The sequence below is a fragment of the Rhodosalinus halophilus genome, assembly GCF_003298775.1.
Classification (GTDB): Bacteria; Pseudomonadota; Alphaproteobacteria; order Rhodobacterales; family Rhodobacteraceae; genus Rhodosalinus; species Rhodosalinus halophilus.
The window spans coordinates 88,373-108,497 of record NZ_QNTQ01000008.1 but is presented as its reverse complement, the minus strand read 5'-3'; the positions used below and the strand labels follow the sequence as shown (position 1 = coordinate 108,497).

Here is a 20,125-nt window from a genome sequence, read left to right as displayed (position 1 = left end):
GAGGAGACATGAGTGATTCTCTGGCCGTGTTTCACGGGCACTTCGGGCGTGTCTGCCTGTATTCGATGGATCGCCAGATGGTGCCGCACGGGCACCGCGAAGGCCACCTCGTGTTCCATGTGCAGGGCCCGCCCGCGCAGATGGTCGTGGGCGACAGGGCCTGGCCGCTCTCGCCCGGACAGGCGGTGGCGATCAGCCCGTGGCACGCCCACTACTACAAGCCCCTGCACATGACCGCGCCGACGCTCGCGCTGGTGCTCTACATCCGCCCGGCGTGGTTTCTCGAGGCGGCGCGCTGCGCCACCGCCTCGCTCTGCTTCGGGCGTCCGGGCATCGAGGCGACGGACCACCTTGCGCGGCTCGTCGTGGGCACCGTGCAGGCGATGCTGGACCCCGACCGGGAAGATCTGTTGCTCGAAGACCGGCTCTGCGCGCTCAGCCAGGCGGCCTTCGACCAGTCCTGGCAGTGGACGGACCGGGGCTCGGCCTTCGTCGGGCCGGAGCCGCCGCGCCGCGACTTCCGCGTGCGCAAGGCGATGAAGCTGTTGCGCGAACGGGTGGGCGAAATCGTGGAGCTCGACGCCGTCGCACGCGAGGTCGGGCTGTCGCGCCCGCATTTCTACAAGCTCTTCCGCACCCAGGTGGGCCTTACCCCCAACCTCTATCTCAACGCCCTGCGGATGGAGCGCGCCATCGACCGGCTCGCGCAGTCGGGGGAGGCGGTGTCGGACATCGGCTTCGACCTGGGCTTTTCCAGCCAGGCCAGCTTTTCGCGCTTCTTCATCGGCAACGGGGTAGTCCCGCCCTCGGCCTACCGGCGCAGCGTGCACGTCGCCTGAGACCCTCTGCGCGGGCCGAAGTTTCCCGACCGGCGGCACAAGGATCAGACCCTCGGGTATCTGCGCGCGAGGGCGCGCGCGATAGGCTCCACCCCGCCGCCCGGTCGCGCCCAGGCCGGCGGCGCGGGGACGGAAAGGGAGAGGAATGCAGGGCTTCGCGCGGCGCCACCCGGTCTGGTCGCTCCTCATCGCGCTCGCCGCGGCCGTGCTGGCATGGCTGATCTTCGCGCCGTGGTCCGAAGGCCTCGAATCCGTGCTCGGCGCCAAGCGTATCTTCCTCAACGCGCTCTTCGGCGGCATAACGCTTGGCGCGCTCTATTTCCTCGTCGCCTCGGGGTTCACGCTGATCTTCGGCCTGATGCGCAACGTCAATCTGGCGCATGGCTCGCTCTACCTGCTGGGCGGCTACCTGGGCTTCGAGGTGTCGGAGCGCACCGGATCCTGGCTGCTGGCCTTTCCCGTCGTCTTCCTCCTCGTCGGCCTCCTGGGGATCGTCCTGCAGCATCAGGTCTTCCGCCGGATGGAAGGCGAGGAGTTGCGCCAGACGATGGTGACGATCGGCCTATCGGTGGTGCTGGCCGACATCATGCTGTGGATCTGGGGCGGCCAGTCCTACACGATCTTCGCGCCCGACTGGCTCTTCGGGCCCGTCACGCTGCCCATCATCTCGGACGTGCGCGACAGCGGCGAGGCGATCTACCTGCGCTACCCGGCGGTGCGCATGGCGATCCTGGCCGCCGCTATCGTCATCGGCGTGGCGATGTGGCTGGTGCTCAACCGCACGCGGCTGGGGATGCTGGTGCGCGCGGGCGTCGACGACCGCGAGATGCTGTCGGCCTCGGGCGTGCGCATCCAGTATGTCTTCCTGGCGGTCTTCGCCTTCGGCGCCGGGCTCGCCGGCATGGCCGGAATCGTCGGCGGCACCTTCCAGTCGCTCTCGCCCGGCGAGGACACGCGGTTCCTGCTCGCCAGCCTTGTGGTGGTGATCGTGGGCGGCATGGGCTCGATCCCCGGCGCCGCGATCGGCGCGCTGGCCATCGGGCTGTCAGAGCAGATGGGCCTCGTCTACGCGCCCACCTACTCGGTGGTCTTCACCTTCCTCATCATGGCCGCGGTGCTCGCCTTCCGCCCGCAGGGCCTCCTGGGCGAGGCGCGCTAGATGGCGGTGGTGGAGGACCGCCGCGCCGGCGTGCAGCCGATGTGGGTCGAGCGGATCCCGCCCGTGTGGTGGGCGCTTGGGCTGATCCTGCTGACGATGCCGGCCTGGGCGGGCGACTTCATCCTGTTCCAGGTGATGGGCTGGACCTTCATCCTTGGCATAATCGCGCTCTCGCTGATGTTTCTGGCGGGCTACGGCGGGATGGTCAGCCTGATCCAGATGTCGGTGGCCGCAATGGCGGGCTACATGGTGGCGATCTTCGGCGCCTCCGGCGTCGCCGAGATCTCGATGGGGCTGCCGTGGTGGCTCTACATCCCCATCGCCATCGGCGTCGCCGCGCTCTTCGGCACCATCGTGGGCGCGCTCGCGGTGCGGACCGCGGGCATCTACACGATCATGATCACCCTCGCGATCGCCTCGGCCTTCTTCTACTTCACGCGGCAGAACTACACGATCTTCAACGGCTATTCCGGCTTCAACCTTGTCGTCCCACCGCAGCTTTTCGGGGTGGACTGGCGACAGGCGGTGCCCTTCTACTACCTGACGCTGGGCTGCGCGGCGATCTGCTATGCGGCGGTGGTCTATGTCTCGCGCGCGCCCTTCGGGCTGGCGCTGCAGGGGGTGCGCGACAATCCGCGGCGCATGGCGGCGCTGGGCTTCAACGTCACGGCCCACCGCGTCGCGGCCTATACCTTCGCCAGCGTGATCGCCGCCATCGGCGGCATCCTCCTGGTCTGGCAGAACGCGCAGATCGCGCCCGGCACCGCCGGCATCCCGGCGGTGATCGACATCCTCGTGATCGCGGTGGTGGGCGGCATCGGGCGGCCCATCGGCCCCTTCATCGGCGCGCTGATCTACGTGGTGCTCAGCACCTTCTCCCCTGACCTGCTGACCGCCTTCGGCCTCTCGGGCGAACGGTTCAACCTGCTGATCGGGCTTGGCTTTCTCGCCGTGGTCTTCTTCTCGCCCGACGGCGTGCTGGGGCTGTGGGAACGCTGGCAGGCCCGCCGCGCCCGGATGAGCGACCCGCTCAAAGGGGGCGGCGCATGAGCGCGGCGGAGAGTTTCGCCGCCGGCAACGCGGCCGAACGGCTGGGTGCGGTCAGCACCGGCAATGCGCTGGAGCTGCGCGGCGTGGGCAAGATGTTCGGCGCGCTCGCCGCGATCGAGGATGTCACGCTGACCGTGCGCTCGGGCGAGCGGCGCGCGGTGCTGGGGTCGAACGGCGCGGGCAAGACCACGCTCTTCAACTGCATCACGGGGGATTTCCTGCCGACGACCGGCACGATCCGGCTCTTCGGCGAGGACGTGACGCGTTTCCCGGCCTACGAGCGCATCCGCCGGGGGCTGCGTCGCACCTACCAGATCAGCCTGCTCTTCAACGGGCTGACGGTGGCCGACAACGTCTATCTCGCCTGCCGGGGCGTCTCGCGCGGGCGGTTCTCGTTCCTGCGGCCGCGGCGGGGCGACACGCTGGTCGCGCGGGCCGACGAACTGATCGAGGCGGTGCATCTGACCGCCTCGCGCGACACGGCCGTCGCGAACCTCAGCTACGGGCAGCAACGCCAGCTCGAGATCGCGCTGGCGCTCGCCGGCGCGCCGCGCGTGGTGCTCTTCGACGAGCCGGCGGCGGGCCTCTCGCCCACCGAACGGGCGGAGCTGGTGGCGATCCTCAACGGGCTGCCCGAACACATCGGCTACATCATCATCGAGCACGACATGGACGTGGCGCTGCGCGTGGCCGAGCGCGTGTCGATGATGCACAACGGGCGCATCTTCAAGGAGGGCACGCCGGAAGAGATCGAGAACGACCCCGAGGTGCAGGAGCTCTACCTCGGAGGCGGCGATGAGTAAGCGGGGCGCAAGGGCCGCCGCGGCGCCCGCGCTGGAGGTGCGGGGGCTCAACGTCTACTACGGCGCCTCGCACGCGCTGCAGGGGGTGGACCTGCGGCTCGACGGCGGCGTGCTGTCGGTGGTCGGTCGCAACGGCATGGGCAAGACCACGCTCTGCAAGGCGATCCTGGGGCTGGTGCCGGTCGCCTCGGGCACGATCTCCTTCGCCGGGCAGGCGCTGGTGGGCCGGAACCCCGACGAGATCGCCCGCATGGGCATCGGCTACGTGCCGCAGGGCCGGCGCCTGTGGCGCTCGCTCACGGTGGACGAGCACCTCAAGATGATGGCGGGGCGCGAGGGCGCCTGGACGGTCGAGCGGATCTATTCCACCTTCCCCCGCCTCGCCGAGCGGCGGCGCAACGGCGGCGGCCAGCTCTCGGGCGGCGAGCAGCAGATGCTGGCGATCTCGCGCGCGCTGCTGGCCAATCCGCGTCTGCTGGTGATGGACGAGCCGACCGAGGGCCTCGCCCCCGTGATCGTCGACCAGGTCGAGGAGATGCTGCTCCGGCTGGCCGACGAGGGCGACATCGAGGTTCTGGTGATCGAACAGAACATCGGCGTGGCCTGCGCGGTGGCCGACCGCGTGGCGATCATGGTCAACGGGCGGATCAACCGGATGGTGCCCGCCGCCGAACTGGCCGCCGACCGCGACCTGCAGCAGCGGCTTCTGGGCGTCGGCCGGCACGCGCACGACGACACGCCCGAGGCGCCGGCGCGCGCAGCGGCAGAGGGCGATGGCGACGCGGAGCGCCCCTCGGGCCCGCAGCCGGTGAAGATCTATCTCTCCAACCCGAAGGTGCCGACCCGCTGGTCGAAGCCCGCCTCGGTCGCCTCGATCGAGCGGGCGGCGCGGGTCGTGACCACGGGCAGCGCCGCGTCCGGCGGCACGCAGGCCGAGATCCGCCCGCTCGCCGCCCCGGGGGCAGAAGTGGTGGTGATCGCCGGCACGCTCGACACCAAGGGGGCGGAACTGCGCTACATGCGCGACCTGATCCGCGCGGCGGGCCTGCCGGTGCGGATGGCCGATCTGTCGACCTCGGGCCACCATTCGGGCGCCGAGATCCCCGCGCATCAGATCGCGGCCTTCCACCCGCGCGGCGCGTCCGGCGTCTTCACCGGCGACCGCGGCCGGTCCGTCGCCGGCATGACCGAGGCCTTCGCGCGCTGGATGCAGCGGCAGGAGGGGGTGGCCGGCGTGTTGTCCGCGGGCGGCTCGGGCGGCACCGCGATGGTCGCGCCCGCGATGCGCACCCTGCCCGTGGGCGTGCCCAAGTTGATCGTCTCCACCGTCGCCTCGGGCGAGGTGTCGCAATACATCGGCCCCTCGGACATCACCATGATGCACTCGGTGGCCGACGTGCAGGGGCTGAACGCGATCACCGAGGAGGTGCTGGCCAACGCGGCCCACGCCATGGTGGGCATGGTCACCGCGCGGCGGTCCGCCCGGCCCCGTGCCGCGGCCAAGCCCGCCATCGGGCTCACGATGTTCGGCGTGACCACGCGCGCGGTGCAGCAGGTCGCCGCCGCGCTCGACGACGATTACGACTGCCTCGTCTTCCACGCCACCGGCATCGGCGGCCAGTCGATGGAGAAGCTGGTGGACTCGGGCAAGGTTGCCGGGGTCATCGACCTGACCACGACCGAGGTCTGCGACATGATGATGGGCGGCGTCTTCGCCGCCACCGAGGACCGCTTCGGCGCGATGATCCGGCGGCGGATGCCCTATGTCGGCTCGGTCGGCGCGCTCGACATGGTGAACTTCGGCGCGCCGCCCTCGGTGCCGGAGAAATACCGCGACCGGCTCTTCTACGAGCACAACCCGCAGGTGACGCTGATGCGCACCACGGCGGAAGAGAACACCGCGATGGGACGCTGGATCGGCGGGCGGCTGAACGAGATGGAAGCGCCGGTGCGCTTCTTCCTGCCCGAGGGCGGGGTGTCCGCGCTCGACGCGCCCGGCCAGCCCTTCGACGACCCGAAGGCGCGACATGCGCTCTTCACCGCGCTCGAGGACACGGTGCGGCAGTCCTCGACCCGGCGGCTGATCCGCCTGCCGCATAACATCAACGATCCCGAATTCGCCGCCGCCGTGGTCGCCGCCTTCCGCGAGCTGCACGGCGGCGCGCCCCAGAAAAAGAAGCAGGCCCGCCGATGACCGACCGCGACGCCCTCCTCTCCCGGTTCCGCGACATGGTGGCGCGCGGCGAGCCCATCGTGGGCGGCGGCGCGGGCACCGGCCTGTCGGCCAAATGCGAGGAAGCCGGCGGCATCGACCTGATCGTGATCTACAACTCCGGCCGCTACCGCATGGCCGGGCGCGGCAGCCTCGCGGGCCTCATGCCCTACGGCGACGCCAACGCCATCGTGGTCGAGATGGCCGCCGAGGTGCTGCCGGTGGTGAAGCACACCCCCGTCCTTGCCGGCGTCTGCGCGACCGATCCCTTCCGCCGGATGGACCTCTTCCTGGACGAGCTGAAGCGCATCGGCTTCGCCGGGGTGCAGAACTTTCCCACCGTCGGTCTGATCGACGGCATCTTTCGCGCCAACCTCGAAGAGACGGGCATGGGCTACGGGCTCGAGGTCGACATGATCCGCACCGCCGGGGAAAAGGGCCTGCTGACCACGCCATACGTCTTCGACGAGGACAGCGCAGCGGCGATGGCCGAGGCGGGCGCCGACATCATCGTCTGTCACCTGGGCCTGACCACCGGCGGCGCGATCGGGGCCGGGACGGCGCTTGCGCTGGGCGACTGCCCGGCACTCGTCGACACCTGGGCCGAGGCCGCGCTGAAGGTGAAGCGCGACGCCATCATCCTCGTCCACGGCGGCCCGGTCGCGATGCCCGAGGACGCCGAATACGTCCTGAAGAACACGCAGAACTGCCACGGCTTCTACGGCGCCTCCTCGATGGAGCGGCTGCCGACCGAGGTGGCGATGACCGAACAGACAAGGGCCTTCAAGGCCATCAAGCGCCGCTGACGGCGCGTCGCGGAGAGGGAGGAACCATGACCGGCCAGCTCATCGGGCAGCTCATACTCTGGCTCATCGTGGCGGTGGTCGTCATCGCCATCGTCTACTGGGTGATGCAGTGGCTCTACCGGCGCTCGACGAAGGAGATCGCCTTCGTCCGCACCGGCTTCCTGGGCGAGAAGGTGGTGATCGACGGCGGCGCCTTCGTCTGGCCGATCGTGCACGACATCACGCCGGTCAACATGAACACCCTGCCCCTCGCGGTGGAGCGCGCGCGCGAAGAGGCGCTGATCACCAAGGACCGGATGCGCGTGGACGTGGAGGCCGAGTTCTACATTCGCGTCCGCCCCGACAAGCGCGCGGTCTCGATGGCCGCCTCGACGCTGGGGCGCCGCACGCTGGAGGCGCAGAACCTGCACGGCCTGCTCGCCGGGAAGTTCGAAAGCGCCATGCGCGCCGTCGCCGCCGAGATGACGATGGGCGAGATGCACGAGAACCGCGGCGCCTATGTCGCCCGGGTCCGCGAGGTGGCGCAGGAGGATTTGGAGAAGAACGGACTCGAGCTCGAGAGCGTCGCGATCATGAACATCGACCAGACCGCGCTGGAGTATTTCAACCCGTCGAACCGCTTTGACGCCGAGGGTCTGACCGTCCTGATCCGCGACATCGAGGAGCGGCGCAAGCTTCGCAACGACATCGAGCAGGACTCGATGATCAAGATCCGCGCCCGCAACCTCGAAGCCGAGAAGCTGTCGCTCGACATCGAGCGCGAAAGCGAGGAGGCGCGGCTGGCGCAGGAGCGCGACGTCGAGACCCGCCGCGCCCAGCAGCGCGCCGAGCTCGCCCGCGAGCGCGCCGAGCGCGAGACAGAAGCCGAAAGCGCCCAGATCAGCGCCCGCGAGGCGATCGAGAAGGCGCGCATCGCCTCCGAGCGCGAGGTCCGCGCCCGCGAGATCGCCCGCCAGAAGGAGCTCGACGCCGAGGAGATCGCCGCGCGCGAGGCCACCGAGACCGCCCGCGCCCTGCAGGAGCGCAAGATCCGCGAGGCCAGCATCCGCTACGAACAGGAAACCCGCGCACAGGAGATCGCCCGTCAGAAGGCGCTGGACGAGGCCGAGATCGAGGCCCGCGAGGCCACCGAGCGCGCCAGGCTCGACCAGGAGCGGGCGCTGGAGGAAGCCCGGATCGAGAAGGAGCGCGAGACGCAGGCCAAGGAGATCGAGCGTCAGCGCACGATCCGCGAGGCCGAGATCACCGCCAACGAGGCCAACGAGAAGCGCCGCATGGCCCAGGACCTCGCGCTCGCGCAGACCCGCATCAAGGGCGAGGAGGATATTCGCCAGCGCGAGATCGCCCGCCAGAAGGCCCTCGACGAGGCCGAGATCGCCGCCAAGGAGGCGGTGGAGCGCATGCGCATCCTGCAGGATGCGCAGATCAGCGAGGCGCGCATCGCCGAGGACAGGCGCATCCGCGAGCTCGAGATCGAGCGGCAGAAGGCGGTCGAGGCCGCCGAGATCGCCGCGCAGGAGTCGGTCGAGGCCGCCCGCATCGCGCGCGAGAAGCAGATCGCGACCACAAGGATCGAGGCGGACGAGGAGACGCGCGCGCGCGAGATCGCGCGTGACCGCTCGGTGGACGAGGCGCGCGTCGCCGCCGACGAGGCGGTGGAGCAGGCCCGCATCGCGCAGAAGCGCGCACTCGACGCCGAGCGCATCGCCGCCGAGCAGCAGACGCGCGCGCAGGAGATCGAGAAGGAACGCGAGCTCGAAGAAGCCGAGATCGGCCGCCGCGAGGCGACCGAAAAGGCGCGCGTGGCCACCGAACTCGCCCTCGAACAGGAGCGGATCGCCAGTCAGAAGACGCGCGAGATCACCGAGATCGAGCGCCGCCGCGCCGTCGAGGCCGCCGATGAGGAACGCGTCGTCAAGCTTGCCGACACCAAGGCCAGGCGCGCCGAGGCCGAGGCCAGCGTGGGCGCCGCCGAGGTCGCCGCGAAGCAGCGGATCGAGGCTGCCGAGGTCGAGCGCGAGCGCGCCATCGAGGCCGCCCGCCTGGAGCGCCGCCGCGCGCTCGAGCAGCTCGAGATCGCGCGCGTGCAGGCCCTGCGCGAGGCCGAGATCGCCAGCCAGGAAGAGATCGAGCGCGCCCGTGTTGCCTCGGAACGCGGACTCGACGAGATCCGGATCGACCACGAGACGGTGCGGCGCAAGCTGGAGGTGACGCGCGAGCGCGACGTCGAGGCGGCGCAGATGGAGAAGGCGATCGCCCTCTACCAGAAGTCGCTGGAGGAGAGCGCCGCGCGGGCCGAGGCCGACGCCGCGCGCGCCCGCGCGGTCGAGGCCGAGGAAAAGGTCACGACGGTGCGCGAGACGGAGGCCGCCAACCGCAAGAAGTCGATCGACGTCACGCTGGCGGAGAAGGCGGCCGAGGAGGCGCGCCACATCGCCGAGGCGGACAAGCTGCGCGCTACGGTCGAGGCCGAGGCGCAGCGCCTCATCAACGAGGCCGAGAACGTGCTCACCGATCCGGCGCGCGCCTCGCTCTTCCGCCGCAAGCTGCTGGAGCATGTCGAGGGCATCGTCTCGGCCTCCGTCAAGCCGCTGGAAAAGATCCAGGACATCCGGATCATGCAGCTTGACGGCGTGACCGGCGGCTCCGGCGGGCGCGACGGCAGCCCGACCGACGAGGTCATCAACTCGGCCCTGCGCTACCGCGTGCAGGCCCCGCTGATCGACTCGCTGCTGTCCGACATCGGGATCGAGGGCGGCGGGCTCGCCAGGCAGGGCGGCCTGATCCGCGAGGCCTCGGACATGCAGCGCATCTCCGACGCGGTGGCGAAATCCGGCGGGGGAAGCGGCGGAACCGGCGCCGAGGGCGGCAGCGGCGGCGCGTCAGAAGGCAGCTCGGGCGGATCGGGTGAATCGGGTGAATCGGGAGGCCGAGCCGGTGGGGGGTCCGGTGGCTCGGGCGGATCGGGCGGCTCCTCCGGCAGCCGGTCGCGCGGCGGCTCGGGGCGGGGGCGCAAGTAGATGCCGCGCGTCTACATATCCTCCGTGATCGACGCCCCCGCCGCGCGGGTCTGGGAGCGCATCCGCGACTTCAACGGGCTCGCCCGCTGGCACCCGGCGATCCGCGACAGCCGGATCGAGAACGGCGAACCCTCGGACCGGGTGGGCTGCGTGCGCGATTTTCACCTGCAGAACGGCGACCGCATCCGCGAAAAGCTGCTGGGCCTGTCGGACTACGACATGTTCTGCACCTACTCGATCCTCGAAAGCCCCATGCCGCTGACCGACTACGTCGCCACGCTGCGCCTGACGCCGGTGACCGACGGCGACCGGACCTTCGCCGAATGGACGGCCGAGTTCGACTGCGCCGAGGAAGAGGCGGAGGGGCTCGTCACCGGCATCGGCAACGACGTGTTCCAGGCCGGCTTCTCCGCGCTCAAGCGGCAGATGACGGGGTGAGCCATGGTGCATGTCGTCAAGAGCACGGTCCTCAACGCGCCGATCGAGGCGGTCTGGGACGTGCTGCGCGACTTCAACGGGCACGATGTCTGGCACCCGGCCGTGGCCGACAGCACGATCGAGCGCGGCCAGCCCTCGGACCGTATCGGCTGTGTCCGGCGCTTTCATCTCGAGGACGGCTCGGAACTGCGCGAGCTGCTGCTGACGCTGTCGGACGCGGACTTCGCCTTTTCCTACTGCCTGCTCGACACGCCCGTGCCGCTGCTGAACTACGTCGCCCACGTCCGGCTCGCGCCGGTGACGGACGGCGACATGACCTTCTGGCACTGGGAAAGCCGCTTCGACACGCCGGCGGGCCGCGCGCGCGAACTGCACGACATGGTGGCCGAGAACATCTACCAGGGCGGGTTCGACGCGATCCGCGCCCACATGGGACTGGAGGACGCATGACCACGGTCGAGACCTACGGCACGCTCGCCGATGCCGCCCGCGCGCTGGGCAGCGATGCCGTCTACCTGGGCGGCGGAACGCTGGTGATGCGGGAGGTCAACGCCGGCCGCGCGCCGGCGCGGGTGCTGCGCGTGACCGACCCGGGACTGGCCGAGATCCGGGCCTCGGGCGATGCGGCGTCGCTGGGCGCGGGCGTCACGATGGCCGACGTGCTGGCCGCGCGTGAGCTCGACTTCCTGCATCCGGTCGCCCGCGTGATCGGCGGGCCGCAGGTGCGCAACATGGCGACCGTAGCGGGCAATCTCTTCGCCGCGCACCCTTACGGCGACTTCGCCATGGCGCTGCTGGCGCTGGGCGCGCGGGTGCATTTCGCCGGCGGCGGCAGCCCGCGCCCGGTGGAGGAGGTGCTGCGCGACCGCGAAAGGGGCGGGCTCGTGGCCTCGGTCGAGGTGCCCCGCCCGCGCGACCCCCGCGCCTTCGGGTTTCTCAAGGTCAGCCGGGTCAAGCCCAAGGGCGTCTCGATCCTGTCGATCGCGGCGCTCCTGCCGCGCGAGGGCGGGCGCATCCGCGGCGCGCGCGTGGCCTTCGGCGCGATGGGGCCGACGCCCCTGCGCGCCGCAGGCGCCGAGCGCGCGCTGGAGGGCCAGACGCTCGACGCCGCGACCATCGCCCGCGCGGCAGACCAGGCGGCCGACGGGCTGGATCCACCGACCGACGCGCTGGCCACCGCCTGGTATCGCCGCGAGGTGGCGGGCGTGCACCTCTCGCGGCTTCTGCAACGGATGGAGCGCGGCTGATGGCGAGGCGACCGGTCAACTTCACGCTCAACGGCAGCCCGCGCGCCGCCTTCGCGGAAGAGGGGCAGAACCTGCTGGAATTCCTGCGCCGGGGCGTGGGCGACCTGACGCCGAAATACGGCTGCGGACAGGGCACCTGCGGCGCCTGCACGGTCACCGTGAACGGCCGCACGCAGCTGGCCTGCCTGGTGCTCGCCGAGACGGTCGAGGGCGCCGAGATCGGCACCGCTGCGGGGCTTGCAACGAGCGGCACGCTCGACCCGCTCCAGGAGGCCTTCATGGACCATTTCGCCGCGCAATGCGGCTACTGCACGCCGGGGATGCTGGTCTCGGCCCGGGCGCTGCTCGACGCCAACCCGCGGCCCACGCGCGAGGAGGTGGTCGAGGCGATCTCCGGCAATCTCTGCCGCTGTACGGGCTACGAGCCGATCATCGCGGCCATCCTGTCGGTCGCCGAAGGGAGGGCGCGGGCATGAAGGACATGACCCAGGGCGGCATGATCGAGTTCCGCAAGGACCTCTTCGCGGACGAGCGCGACGACGACCTGAACGTGATCGGCAAGCCCGAGCGCCGGCAGGACATCCTTGGCCACGTCACCGGGCGCTCGCCCTTCTTCGACGATCATCTCTTCGACGGGCTGCTGCACCTGCGATGCGCGCGCTCGCCCCACCACGCCGCGCGCATCCGCCGGATCGACACCTCCGCGGCCGAGCGGATGCCAGGCGTGGTACGCGTGCTCACGGGCCGGGACGTGCCGGTGAACCTGAACACGCTGCTGTCGCTCCTGGACTTCGGGCTCGACGACGAGCCGATCCTCTCCGACGAAAAGGTGCGCTACAGGGGCGAGCCCGTCGCCGCCGTGATTGCCGAGACCGAGGCGCAGGCGCGCGCCGGGGCGGAGGCGGTGCGCGTCGACTGGGAGGTGCTGCCGCATGTCCTCGACCCCGAAGAGGCCATCGCGCCGGGCGCTCCGGTCGTGCTCGACATCTATCCCGGCAACAGGTTCGTCTATCACGGCAAGTACGACCACCAGAAGCTGCGCTACGGCGACGTGGACGCAGCCCTCGCCCGGGCCGACCACGTGGTCGAGGGGCGCTATCAGATGTCGCCCATCGAACAGGCGCCGATCGAGACCTGCGGCGCCATCGCCGCGCCCGAGCAGAACGACCGCTACGTCTGCTACACCTCCACGCAGGCGCTGTTCTTCTCGCTGGGCACGGCGGCCAAGGTGCTGTCGATGCCGTCGTCGCGGCTGCACTTCGTCGGCGGCACGGTGGGCGGCGGCTTCGGCGGCAAGGTGGATTCGGTGCACGAGCCGCTCGCCATCCTGGGCGCGATGCTCACCGGGCGGCCTGTGAAATACGCCTGGGACCGCGAGGAGGAGATGCAGGTGGGCGCGCCGCGCGGCGCGGAGCGGTGGTATGTGACCGACGGCGTCATGGCTGACGGCAGGATCGTGGCGCGCAAGTTCACCGGCTACTTCGACGCCGGCGCCTACACGCGGCTGTCGTCCTACGCGATCATCAAGGCGGTGGGGCATCTGCCCGGCCCCTACACAATCCCCAACGTCTCGGCCGACGTCTATTGCATCTACACCAACCGCACACCCGCGACCGCGATGCGCGGCTTCGGCATCACCGGCGTCGATTTCGCCATCGAGGCGCATATGGACAAGGTGGCCGAGACCGTCGGCATGAACCCGGTCGAGCTGCGGATCCTGAACGCCTACCGCGACGGCGACATGAAGGCGCACCGGCGGGTCGCCAAGAACTGCGCCTTCATCGAGTGCTGCCAGGTGGTGGCGGAGAAGGCGGGTATCGCGATCTCGGCCGAGGCGCGCGCGGCCTCGTCGCGCGAGGGCGGCGGCGGGGAGCGCGGCCAGTTGCCCGCGCACACCGCGACGGACGAGAACGGCCGCGTCGAGGGCTACCGCGCCACCAGCTACGCGACCAAGGGCGGCCCCACCCAGCCGCCGCCCGGCGCGCCCCCTGCCCCGCCGCGCCCGGCCACTGCACCGGCCCAGCGCCCCGCCGCCGCGCAACCGGCACCCGCGGCCGCAGCGCCGCCCGCACCGGCAGAGCCCCACGGCGGACAGCGCGCGCAAGAGCCGCAGCGCGCCGCCCCCCAGGGCACCGCGCGCAAGGGCGCGCTGCGCTTCTCGTCCCTCTCCGGTTTCAGGAGGCGCTGATGGCCCTGCACCGTGGCCGCGGCTTCGCGGCAATCAACTATCCCATCGGCATGAACCTCGGCGGCGACCCGTCCCAGGCGCTGGTGCATTCCAACCCGGACGGCAAGTTCACCGTGGCACTTTCGGCCATCGACCTCGGCCAGGGGATGAAGTCCGTCACCCGGCAGGTCGCGGCCGAGACGCTGGGCGTGCCGCTGGAGGACGTCTACGTCGACACCGCCGACAGCGACACCGGCCCGCACGACATGGGCAGCTTCGCCAGCCGCGGCACGCACCGGATGGGCAACGCGGTGATCCGCGCGGCCGAGGAGGCGCGGCAGGTGATGCTGGAGGCCGCGGCCGAGGAGCTGGAGGTGGACGCCGCCGACCTCGTGACCGACGGGCAGGGCAACATCCACGTCCGCGGCGCGCCCTCGCGCTCGATCACCACCATGGCGGCGGCGCAGGCCGCGCAGTTCCGGCAGGGGCGCACCATCGCCGGGCGCGGCATCTTCCTGATCCCGCTTTCCGAGGTGGACCCCGACACGGGCGAGATGAGCCCGGTGACCACCTTCGCCCATGCCGCGATGCTGGTCGAGGTGGAGGGCGACGACGAGACCGGAGAGGTCGCGGTCACCGACATGCAGTCGGCCTACGAGGTCGGCCGCGCGCTCAACCCCCGGCTGGTGGAGCAGCAGCTGCGCGGCGGCGCCTGGATGGGCATGAGCCACGCCGCCTGGGAGACGACGGAGCCCTACTATCCAGACCGTGCGCATGGCCCCGTGGACTTCAACGCCTACACGCTGCCCGGTCCGGGCGACCTTGCCCCCCATCACATCAGTGTGCTGGAGCGCCCGGCAGAGGATGGCCCCTACGGCGGCAAGGGACCGGGCGAGATGTGCGCCAACCCCGTCCTGCCGGCGGTGGTGAATGCGGTCTACGACGCCGTGGGCCTGCGCATCGACGAGCTGCCCGTGACGCCCGAGAAGGTGCTGCGCGGGCTGCGGGCGCAGGGCGGCGCGAAGCCGCGGCGCGCGCTGGGATGACGGTCCGCCGCTCCATACAGGGGATGGACGGCCCAGAGCCGCTGGCCCGCGCCCTGCGCGACGCGCAGTACATCGCGGACGAGGGGCTTGCGACGGCGGCCTACCTCGCGCTTGCGCTCGGAAAGCCGCTGCTTCTGGAAGGGGCGCCCGGCGTCGGCAAGACCGAAGCCGCCAAGGCCATCGCCTCGGTCCTCGGGCGCGAGCTTGTGCGCCTGCAATGCTACGAGGGGATCGACGCGGCCGCGGCGATGTACGAGTGGAACTTTCCCCGGCAGATGCTCGCCATCCGGCAGGCCGGCGACGACTACGTCAACCTCTACGCCGACGACTTCCTGATCGCGCGCCCGATCCTGCGCGCGCTCGAGGCGCCGCGCGACCGGGTGCTGCTGATCGACGAGATCGACCGCGCCGACCATGAATTCGAGGCCTTCCTGCTGGAGTTCCTGTCCGACTTCACCGTCTCGATCCCCGAGCGGGGGACGATCCGCGCCGCCGAGCCGCCGGTCGTCGTGCTGACCTCGAACCGCACGCGCGAGCTGCACGAGGCGCTGCGTCGGCGCTGCGTCTATCACTGGATCGGCTATCCCGACCCCGCACTCGAGGCGCAGATCGTGATGATGCGCGCCTCGACCGTCGCGCAGGACACCGCGCAGCGGGTGGTCCGCGCGGTGGGCGCGCTGCGCGCCGAGCCATTGGCCAAGCCGCCGGGTGTGGCCGAGACGGTGGAATGGGCCGAGGCGGCGACGCTGCTGAACGCGCAAGGGGTGCCCTGGCCGCGCGCCTTCGCCCGCGCGATCGGCGTGGCGCTGAAGGATCAGGAGGATCTGGACTACATCGTGCCCCGCCTCGACGCGATCCTGGGGGCGGCATGACGCCCCGCGCGCTCGACCCCTTCCTCGCCTTCCCAGCCGCGCTGCGCGCCGCGGGCCAGCCGGCCGCGCCGGATCAGACCGAGAGCTTCCTCGCCGCCGTGGGCCTTCTGGGCCCGCGCCGGATGCAGGACATCCGCCGCGCGGCGCATGCCGTCTACGGGCCGGGGCCGGAGCGCGCCGAGGAATTCGACGCCATCTTCGACGCGGTTTTTCTGGGCCGCGCCCTTGCCGCGCCGGCGCTCGGGGCGCCCGAAGACCTGCCCGGCAGTTACGACGCGAGCGGCATGGAGGAGGTGCCGCTGCCCGACGACGAGGAGCCCTCGGGCGGCGACGCGACCGCCGCCGAGCGGCTCTTCGCCCGCGAGCTTGCCACCGGCGGCGAGGCGGCGGTGCTGCGGTCCTTCGCGCGCGCCCTGCCCCGCGCGCTGCCGCGCCGCCGCTCGCGCCGCCATGCCGCGGGCAAGGGCCGGCTGGCCGACGCGCGCCGCGCCTTCCGCGAGATGCTGCGCCGCGACGGCGAGATCACCCGCCTGCCGACGCGTCGCCGCCGCACGCGCGAGCGCCGGGTGCTGATGCTGATCGACGTCTCGGGCAGCATGAAGGAAGGCACCGACGGCGCCCTGCGCCTCGCCCACGCGCTGGTGCAGGGCGGCGAACGGGTGGAGTGCTTCACCGTCGGCACGCGCCTCACCCGCGTGACCCGCGCGCTGCGGCACCGCAACCGCGAACAGGCGCTGACGCGCGCCTCGGGGCTGGTGGCAGACTGGGACGGCGGCACGCGGCTGGGCGAGGCGCTAGCGGCCTTCCTGTCGGTGCCGCGCTTTGCCTCTCACGCCCGCGGCGCGCTGGTCATCGTCGTCTCCGACGGGCTGGAGCGGGGCGGGCCGGAGGCGCTGGTGGCCTCCATGCAGCGTCTGTCGGCGCTCGCCTGGTCGGTGCTCTGGCTCTCGCCGCTCGCCGCCGACCCGGACTACCGGCCCGAGACCGGCGCGATGCGGGCGATCCTGCCGCTTATCGACCGGCTGGGCGACGGGGCGACGCCACCCGCCATCGCGGCCGAGATCCTCGGCTTCTCGAAGGGCGCGCGCAGTCCGGGGGTGCGGGCATGAGCATCGTGGACGCGCATTTCCACATCTGGCGCCGGGCCGACCTGCCGTGGCTCGACGGGCCGATGCAGCCGCGCATCTTCGGCGCCTACGAGGGGATCCGGCGCGACTATCCGGTCGGGGAATACCTGGGCGACATCGCCGGCACGGGCGTCACCCGGGCCGTCTACGTGCAGGCCAACTGGCCGCCAGAGCGGGCGGAGGACGAGGCCGCCTGGATCGAGAGCGTGGCCGACGACAGTGGCTGGCCCCACGCCCAGGTCGCCTATGCCGACATGACGGCCGACGACCTGCGCCCGGCGCTCGACCGGCTGGCCCGGTTCCCGCGCCTGCGCGGCATCCGCCAGCAGTTCCACTGGCACGAGACCCCCGCCTACCGTTTCGCACCCCAACCCGATCTCTGCCGCGATCGGGTGGTGCAGCGCAACGTGGCAAGGCTGGCCGACGACGGGCTGGTCTTCGAGCTGCAGGTCTTCGCCGGGCAGATGGCGGGCGCCTGCGCGCTGGCCGACGCCTGCCCCGACACCACGCTGGTGTTGCAGCACGCGGGGATGCTGGAGGATACCTCGGACGAGGGCCGCGCCGCATGGCGCGACGCGATGGCGGCGCTGGCCGAGCGGCCCAACGTCACGGCCAAGCTCTCGGGCTTCGGCACCTTCATTCACCGCGTCGATCCCGCGCACATCGCCTGGCTCATCGAAGAGACGGTGGCGCTCTTCGGAGCGGACCGCTGCCTCTGGGGCTCGAACTTCCCCATCGAGAAGCTCTGGACCGACTACGCCACGCTGCTCGCCGCGCACCGTCACGCCGCGGCGGGGCTGAGCGCGGCGCAACAGAACGCGATCTTCAACGACACCGCATGCCGGGTCTACCGGCTGACCTGACAGGGAGGCGCTGAATGGGACTGGAAATCAGGGTGCTCGACTACGGCGACATCGAGCTCGAATCGAGCTTCCTCGTCCTCGGGCGCGATTGCGGGCGCACCCGGCGCGTGCCGGTCTACGGGTTCCTGATCCTCGGCGGGCGCTATCCGATCGTGGTCGACACCGGCTACCGCGACAACGCGATCATGGAGACGCTGGGGATGCGCGGCCTGCAGTTCCACGAGAACATGATCGAACGGCAGCTCGCCAACCACGGCGTCCGGGTGGGCGACGTGCGCTACGTGCTGCACACCCATCTGCACATCGACCACGCGGGCAAGGACGACCATTTCCCGATGAACACCACCGTGGTCATCAACCGGCGCGAGCTGGAATACTCGGTCTCGGGCCTGATGCATCCGCAGTATCCCAAGCCCGACATCATCCATCTGGTCGAGCGGCTGCACCACCCCGGCGCGCTGCGGCTGGAGGACCTGGAAATCTCGGGGCCGGTCGAGCTGATGCCCGGCGTGATCCTCGAGGCGGCGGGCGCGCATACCGAGGGCTCGATGAACGTGCATGTCGAGACCGACGAGGGCCTCGCCACGATCTGCGGCGACGTGATCTACGACTTCAACGACCAGATCATCCAGCCGCAGCGCAGCTTCGGCCCCGAGGAGTACCAGGTCACCGGCAACCACGGCGGATCGAAGCGCGGCGAGAAGGGCGCGATCCGCAAGTTGATGTATTCCGGCGCGAAGTTCCTGCTGCCGGTGCACGACAAGCCCGCGAAGGTCGAGGGCGGTCAGGTGGTGGGCCGGCTCGACATGCAGGTGCCCGGCCCGGTCACGCAGTCGGTGCCGCGGCGCGACTGGTTCCCGGCCTGAGGGGGCGGTCATGGCGCACGAAGCACAGGATCCCGCCTTCGAAAGGCTGATCGACGCCCACGCCCCGGTGCGGCAACCGGGCTCGGGCTTCATGTTCACCGAGGGGCCGATCTGGCACCCGGTGGAGCACTACCTGCTCTTCTCCGACATGCCCGGGGACGTGCGCCGGAGGCTCGACAGTTCAGGCGTGCGAGAGGTGGCGCGGCCCTCGAACAAGGGCAACGGCATGACCTACGATGCCGAGCTCAACCTGCTGATCTGCGAGCATTCCACCTCGAGCGTCGTGCGCCTGCGCCCCGACGGGCGGCGCGAGGTTCTGGCCAGCCACTACGAGGGGCGCGAGCTGAACTCGCCCAACGACATCGTGGTGAAATCCGACGGCTCGATCTGGTTCACCGATCCCTGGTACGGGCGGATGGAGGGATTCGGCGTCGAGCGCCCGCGCGAGCTGGGCTGGCAGGGGGTGTTCCGCCTGCCGCCCGGCCACCGCCCCGGCGAAGAGCCCCAGCTGGTGGTGGACCGCTACCTCTTCACCATGCCGAACGGGCTCTGCTTCTCGCCCGACGAGCGGCTGCTCTACGTCAACGACACCGAACAGGCGAACATCCGCGTCTTCGACGTGGAGGACGGCGGGCGCCTGCGCAACGGGCGCATCTTCGCCGGCGGCATCCGCGACAGCCTGCGCCCCGGCGTGCCCGACGGGATGAAATGCGACGCAGAGGGCAACGTCTGGGTCACCGCGCCGGGCGGGCTCTGGGTCTATGCGCCCGGCGGCAAACTGATCGGCAAGGTCTCTATCCCCGAGCTGCCGGCGAACTTTCACTGGGGCGGCGCGGACTGGCGCACGCTCTACGTGGCCGCCTCCACCTCGGTCTACGCGATCCCGGTCAAGGTGGGGCCGCGCAACGAGCCCTTCATGCGCGCCCGTCCCGCCGCCCGCGCGGCCTCCTCCGCGCCCGCCGCGGGCGGCGATGCCCTGCGCCTCGACGCGGGGCGCTGCGCGCTCATCATCCAGGACATGCAGAACGACGTAGTGACGGAGGGCGGCGCCTTCGCCGATTCGGGCAGCCCGCAGCACTGCCGCGACCAGAACGCCATCGCCAACATCGCGCGGCTCGCAGACCGCTGCCGCGCGATGGGCGTGCCGGTGATCCATGTCCACTACCTCGTCCATCCCGGCGCGCCCGGCATGACGCTGAACGCGCCGCTCTTCGAGGGGGTGGTCGACGCGGGCGCCCTCGTCCGCGGCACCTGGGGCGGGTCGCCCGTGGAAGGGCTCGAGCCCCAGCCCGGCGATCACGTGGTCGAGAAGATGCGGATGAGCGCCTGGGAGGGCACCGCGCTCGAGACGATCCTCAAGGCAGAGTCGCGCGACATCCTGATCGAGACCGGCGCCTGGACCAACATGTCGATCGAGCACACGGCACGGACAGGCGCCGACAAGGGCTATGTCATGGTGATCCCCGAGGACGGATGCTCGACCATGAACGCCGACTGGCACCGCGCCAGCATCGACTACGCGCTGCAGAACGTGTCGCTGGTGACGAAGGTGGACGAGGTGATCGCGGCCCTGTCGTGAGGGGCGCGCAGGAAGGCAAGGAAAGGGGCAC

18 protein-coding genes are annotated in these 20,125 nt (G+C 71.0%); all 18 read left to right on the top strand.

What is annotated here, in order from left to right; translation table 11 throughout:
• Positions 1 to 8 precede the first annotated feature (8 nt).
• A complete protein-coding gene (locus DRV85_RS09955) occupies positions 9 to 839 on the top strand; it encodes a helix-turn-helix domain-containing protein (protein ID WP_113289308.1) in 831 nt (276 codons plus the stop codon).
• Between the two features lie 145 nt (positions 840 to 984).
• The gene (locus DRV85_RS09950; RefSeq protein WP_113289307.1) at positions 985 to 1,998 is read left to right on the top strand and encodes a branched-chain amino acid ABC transporter permease; all 1,014 of its coding nucleotides are present in this window, start codon (positions 985 to 987) and stop codon (positions 1,996 to 1,998) included.
• Complete coding sequence (locus tag DRV85_RS09945) at positions 1,999 to 3,048, top strand: branched-chain amino acid ABC transporter permease (RefSeq protein WP_113289306.1); 1,050 nt, start codon at positions 1,999 to 2,001, stop codon at positions 3,046 to 3,048.
• On the top strand, positions 3,045 to 3,851 hold the full coding sequence (locus DRV85_RS09940; RefSeq protein WP_113289305.1) for an ABC transporter ATP-binding protein: 807 nt from the start codon (positions 3,045 to 3,047) through the stop codon (positions 3,849 to 3,851). The genes DRV85_RS09945 and DRV85_RS09940 overlap by 4 nt, the downstream gene beginning before the upstream one ends.
• Entirely contained in the window at positions 3,844 to 6,045 is a 2,202-nt protein-coding gene (locus DRV85_RS09935; RefSeq protein ID WP_113289304.1) for an ABC transporter permease, read from the top strand. Before DRV85_RS09940 ends, DRV85_RS09935 begins: the two co-directional genes overlap by 8 nt.
• Positions 6,042 to 6,869, top strand: a complete 828-nt coding sequence (locus DRV85_RS09930; RefSeq protein WP_113289303.1) for a phosphoenolpyruvate hydrolase family protein — start codon at positions 6,042 to 6,044, stop codon at positions 6,867 to 6,869. The genes DRV85_RS09935 and DRV85_RS09930 overlap by 4 nt, the downstream gene beginning before the upstream one ends.
• A 26-nt stretch (positions 6,870 to 6,895) precedes the next feature.
• Positions 6,896 to 9,889 carry a flotillin family protein gene (locus DRV85_RS09925; RefSeq protein ID WP_113289302.1) on the top strand — a complete coding sequence of 998 codons (2,994 nt, stop codon included), beginning with the start codon at positions 6,896 to 6,898 and terminating at the stop codon, positions 9,887 to 9,889.
• Entirely contained in the window at positions 9,890 to 10,327 is a 438-nt protein-coding gene (locus DRV85_RS09920) for an SRPBCC family protein (protein WP_113289301.1), read from the top strand. It begins immediately after the preceding gene.
• Between the two features lie 3 nt (positions 10,328 to 10,330).
• Entirely contained in the window at positions 10,331 to 10,777 is a 447-nt protein-coding gene (locus tag DRV85_RS09915; protein ID WP_113289300.1) for an SRPBCC family protein, read from the top strand.
• A complete protein-coding gene (locus tag DRV85_RS09910) occupies positions 10,774 to 11,574 on the top strand; it encodes an FAD binding domain-containing protein (protein ID WP_113289299.1) in 801 nt (266 codons plus the stop codon). The genes DRV85_RS09915 and DRV85_RS09910 overlap by 4 nt, the downstream gene beginning before the upstream one ends.
• Complete coding sequence (locus DRV85_RS09905; RefSeq protein ID WP_113289298.1) at positions 11,574 to 12,050, top strand: (2Fe-2S)-binding protein; 477 nt, start codon at positions 11,574 to 11,576, stop codon at positions 12,048 to 12,050. The genes DRV85_RS09910 and DRV85_RS09905 overlap by 1 nt, the downstream gene beginning before the upstream one ends.
• The gene (locus DRV85_RS09900; RefSeq protein ID WP_199525895.1) at positions 12,047 to 13,762 is read left to right on the top strand and encodes a xanthine dehydrogenase family protein molybdopterin-binding subunit; all 1,716 of its coding nucleotides are present in this window, start codon (positions 12,047 to 12,049) and stop codon (positions 13,760 to 13,762) included. Before DRV85_RS09905 ends, DRV85_RS09900 begins: the two co-directional genes overlap by 4 nt.
• Positions 13,762 to 14,787 carry a xanthine dehydrogenase family protein molybdopterin-binding subunit gene (locus DRV85_RS09895; protein WP_113289297.1) on the top strand — a complete coding sequence of 342 codons (1,026 nt, stop codon included), beginning with the start codon at positions 13,762 to 13,764 and terminating at the stop codon, positions 14,785 to 14,787. Before DRV85_RS09900 ends, DRV85_RS09895 begins: the two co-directional genes overlap by 1 nt.
• 23 nt (positions 14,788 to 14,810) lie before the next feature.
• Complete coding sequence (locus tag DRV85_RS09890) at positions 14,811 to 15,659, top strand: AAA family ATPase (RefSeq protein ID WP_233495463.1); 849 nt, start codon at positions 14,811 to 14,813, stop codon at positions 15,657 to 15,659.
• Positions 15,656 to 16,768, top strand: coding sequence for a vWA domain-containing protein (locus DRV85_RS09885; protein ID WP_113289295.1), 1,113 nt, complete (start codon positions 15,656 to 15,658; stop codon positions 16,766 to 16,768). Before DRV85_RS09890 ends, DRV85_RS09885 begins: the two co-directional genes overlap by 4 nt.
• A complete protein-coding gene (locus tag DRV85_RS09880) occupies positions 16,765 to 17,649 on the top strand; it encodes an amidohydrolase family protein (RefSeq protein WP_113289294.1) in 885 nt (294 codons plus the stop codon). The genes DRV85_RS09885 and DRV85_RS09880 overlap by 4 nt, the downstream gene beginning before the upstream one ends.
• Positions 17,650 to 17,663: 14 nt before the next feature.
• Positions 17,664 to 18,515: an N-acyl homoserine lactonase family protein gene (locus DRV85_RS09875; protein ID WP_113289293.1), complete on the top strand. Its 852-nt coding sequence runs from the start codon at positions 17,664 to 17,666 to the stop codon at positions 18,513 to 18,515.
• A gap of 10 nt (positions 18,516 to 18,525) precedes the next feature.
• Positions 18,526 to 20,094, top strand: coding sequence for an isochorismatase family protein (locus tag DRV85_RS09870; RefSeq protein WP_113289292.1), 1,569 nt, complete (start codon positions 18,526 to 18,528; stop codon positions 20,092 to 20,094).
• Positions 20,095 to 20,125: the final 31 nt, after the last annotated feature.

What these genes read in the sequence shown, in the direction of transcription:
- DRV85_RS09955 (WP_113289308.1), top strand. Translation starts at nt 9, where the DNA reads ATGAGTGATTCTCTGGCCGTGTTTCACGGGCACTTCGGGCGTGTCTGC.
- DRV85_RS09950 (WP_113289307.1), top strand. Translation starts at nt 985, where the DNA reads ATGCAGGGCTTCGCGCGGCGCCACCCGGTCTGGTCGCTCCTCATCGCG.
- DRV85_RS09945 (WP_113289306.1), top strand. Translation starts at nt 1,999, where the DNA reads ATGGCGGTGGTGGAGGACCGCCGCGCCGGCGTGCAGCCGATGTGGGTC.
- DRV85_RS09940 (WP_113289305.1), top strand. Translation starts at nt 3,045, where the DNA reads ATGAGCGCGGCGGAGAGTTTCGCCGCCGGCAACGCGGCCGAACGGCTG.
- DRV85_RS09935 (WP_113289304.1), top strand. Translation starts at nt 3,844, where the DNA reads ATGAGTAAGCGGGGCGCAAGGGCCGCCGCGGCGCCCGCGCTGGAGGTG.
- DRV85_RS09930 (WP_113289303.1), top strand. Translation starts at nt 6,042, where the DNA reads ATGACCGACCGCGACGCCCTCCTCTCCCGGTTCCGCGACATGGTGGCG.
- DRV85_RS09925 (WP_113289302.1), top strand. Translation starts at nt 6,896, where the DNA reads ATGACCGGCCAGCTCATCGGGCAGCTCATACTCTGGCTCATCGTGGCG.
- DRV85_RS09920 (WP_113289301.1), top strand. Translation starts at nt 9,890, where the DNA reads ATGCCGCGCGTCTACATATCCTCCGTGATCGACGCCCCCGCCGCGCGG.
- DRV85_RS09915 (WP_113289300.1), top strand. Translation starts at nt 10,331, where the DNA reads ATGGTGCATGTCGTCAAGAGCACGGTCCTCAACGCGCCGATCGAGGCG.
- DRV85_RS09910 (WP_113289299.1), top strand. Translation starts at nt 10,774, where the DNA reads ATGACCACGGTCGAGACCTACGGCACGCTCGCCGATGCCGCCCGCGCG.
- DRV85_RS09905 (WP_113289298.1), top strand. Translation starts at nt 11,574, where the DNA reads ATGGCGAGGCGACCGGTCAACTTCACGCTCAACGGCAGCCCGCGCGCC.
- DRV85_RS09900 (WP_199525895.1), top strand. Translation starts at nt 12,047, where the DNA reads ATGAAGGACATGACCCAGGGCGGCATGATCGAGTTCCGCAAGGACCTC.
- DRV85_RS09895 (WP_113289297.1), top strand. Translation starts at nt 13,762, where the DNA reads ATGGCCCTGCACCGTGGCCGCGGCTTCGCGGCAATCAACTATCCCATC.
- DRV85_RS09890 (WP_233495463.1), top strand. Translation starts at nt 14,811, where the DNA reads ATGGACGGCCCAGAGCCGCTGGCCCGCGCCCTGCGCGACGCGCAGTAC.
- DRV85_RS09885 (WP_113289295.1), top strand. Translation starts at nt 15,656, where the DNA reads ATGACGCCCCGCGCGCTCGACCCCTTCCTCGCCTTCCCAGCCGCGCTG.
- DRV85_RS09880 (WP_113289294.1), top strand. Translation starts at nt 16,765, where the DNA reads ATGAGCATCGTGGACGCGCATTTCCACATCTGGCGCCGGGCCGACCTG.
- DRV85_RS09875 (WP_113289293.1), top strand. Translation starts at nt 17,664, where the DNA reads ATGGGACTGGAAATCAGGGTGCTCGACTACGGCGACATCGAGCTCGAA.
- DRV85_RS09870 (WP_113289292.1), top strand. Translation starts at nt 18,526, where the DNA reads ATGGCGCACGAAGCACAGGATCCCGCCTTCGAAAGGCTGATCGACGCC.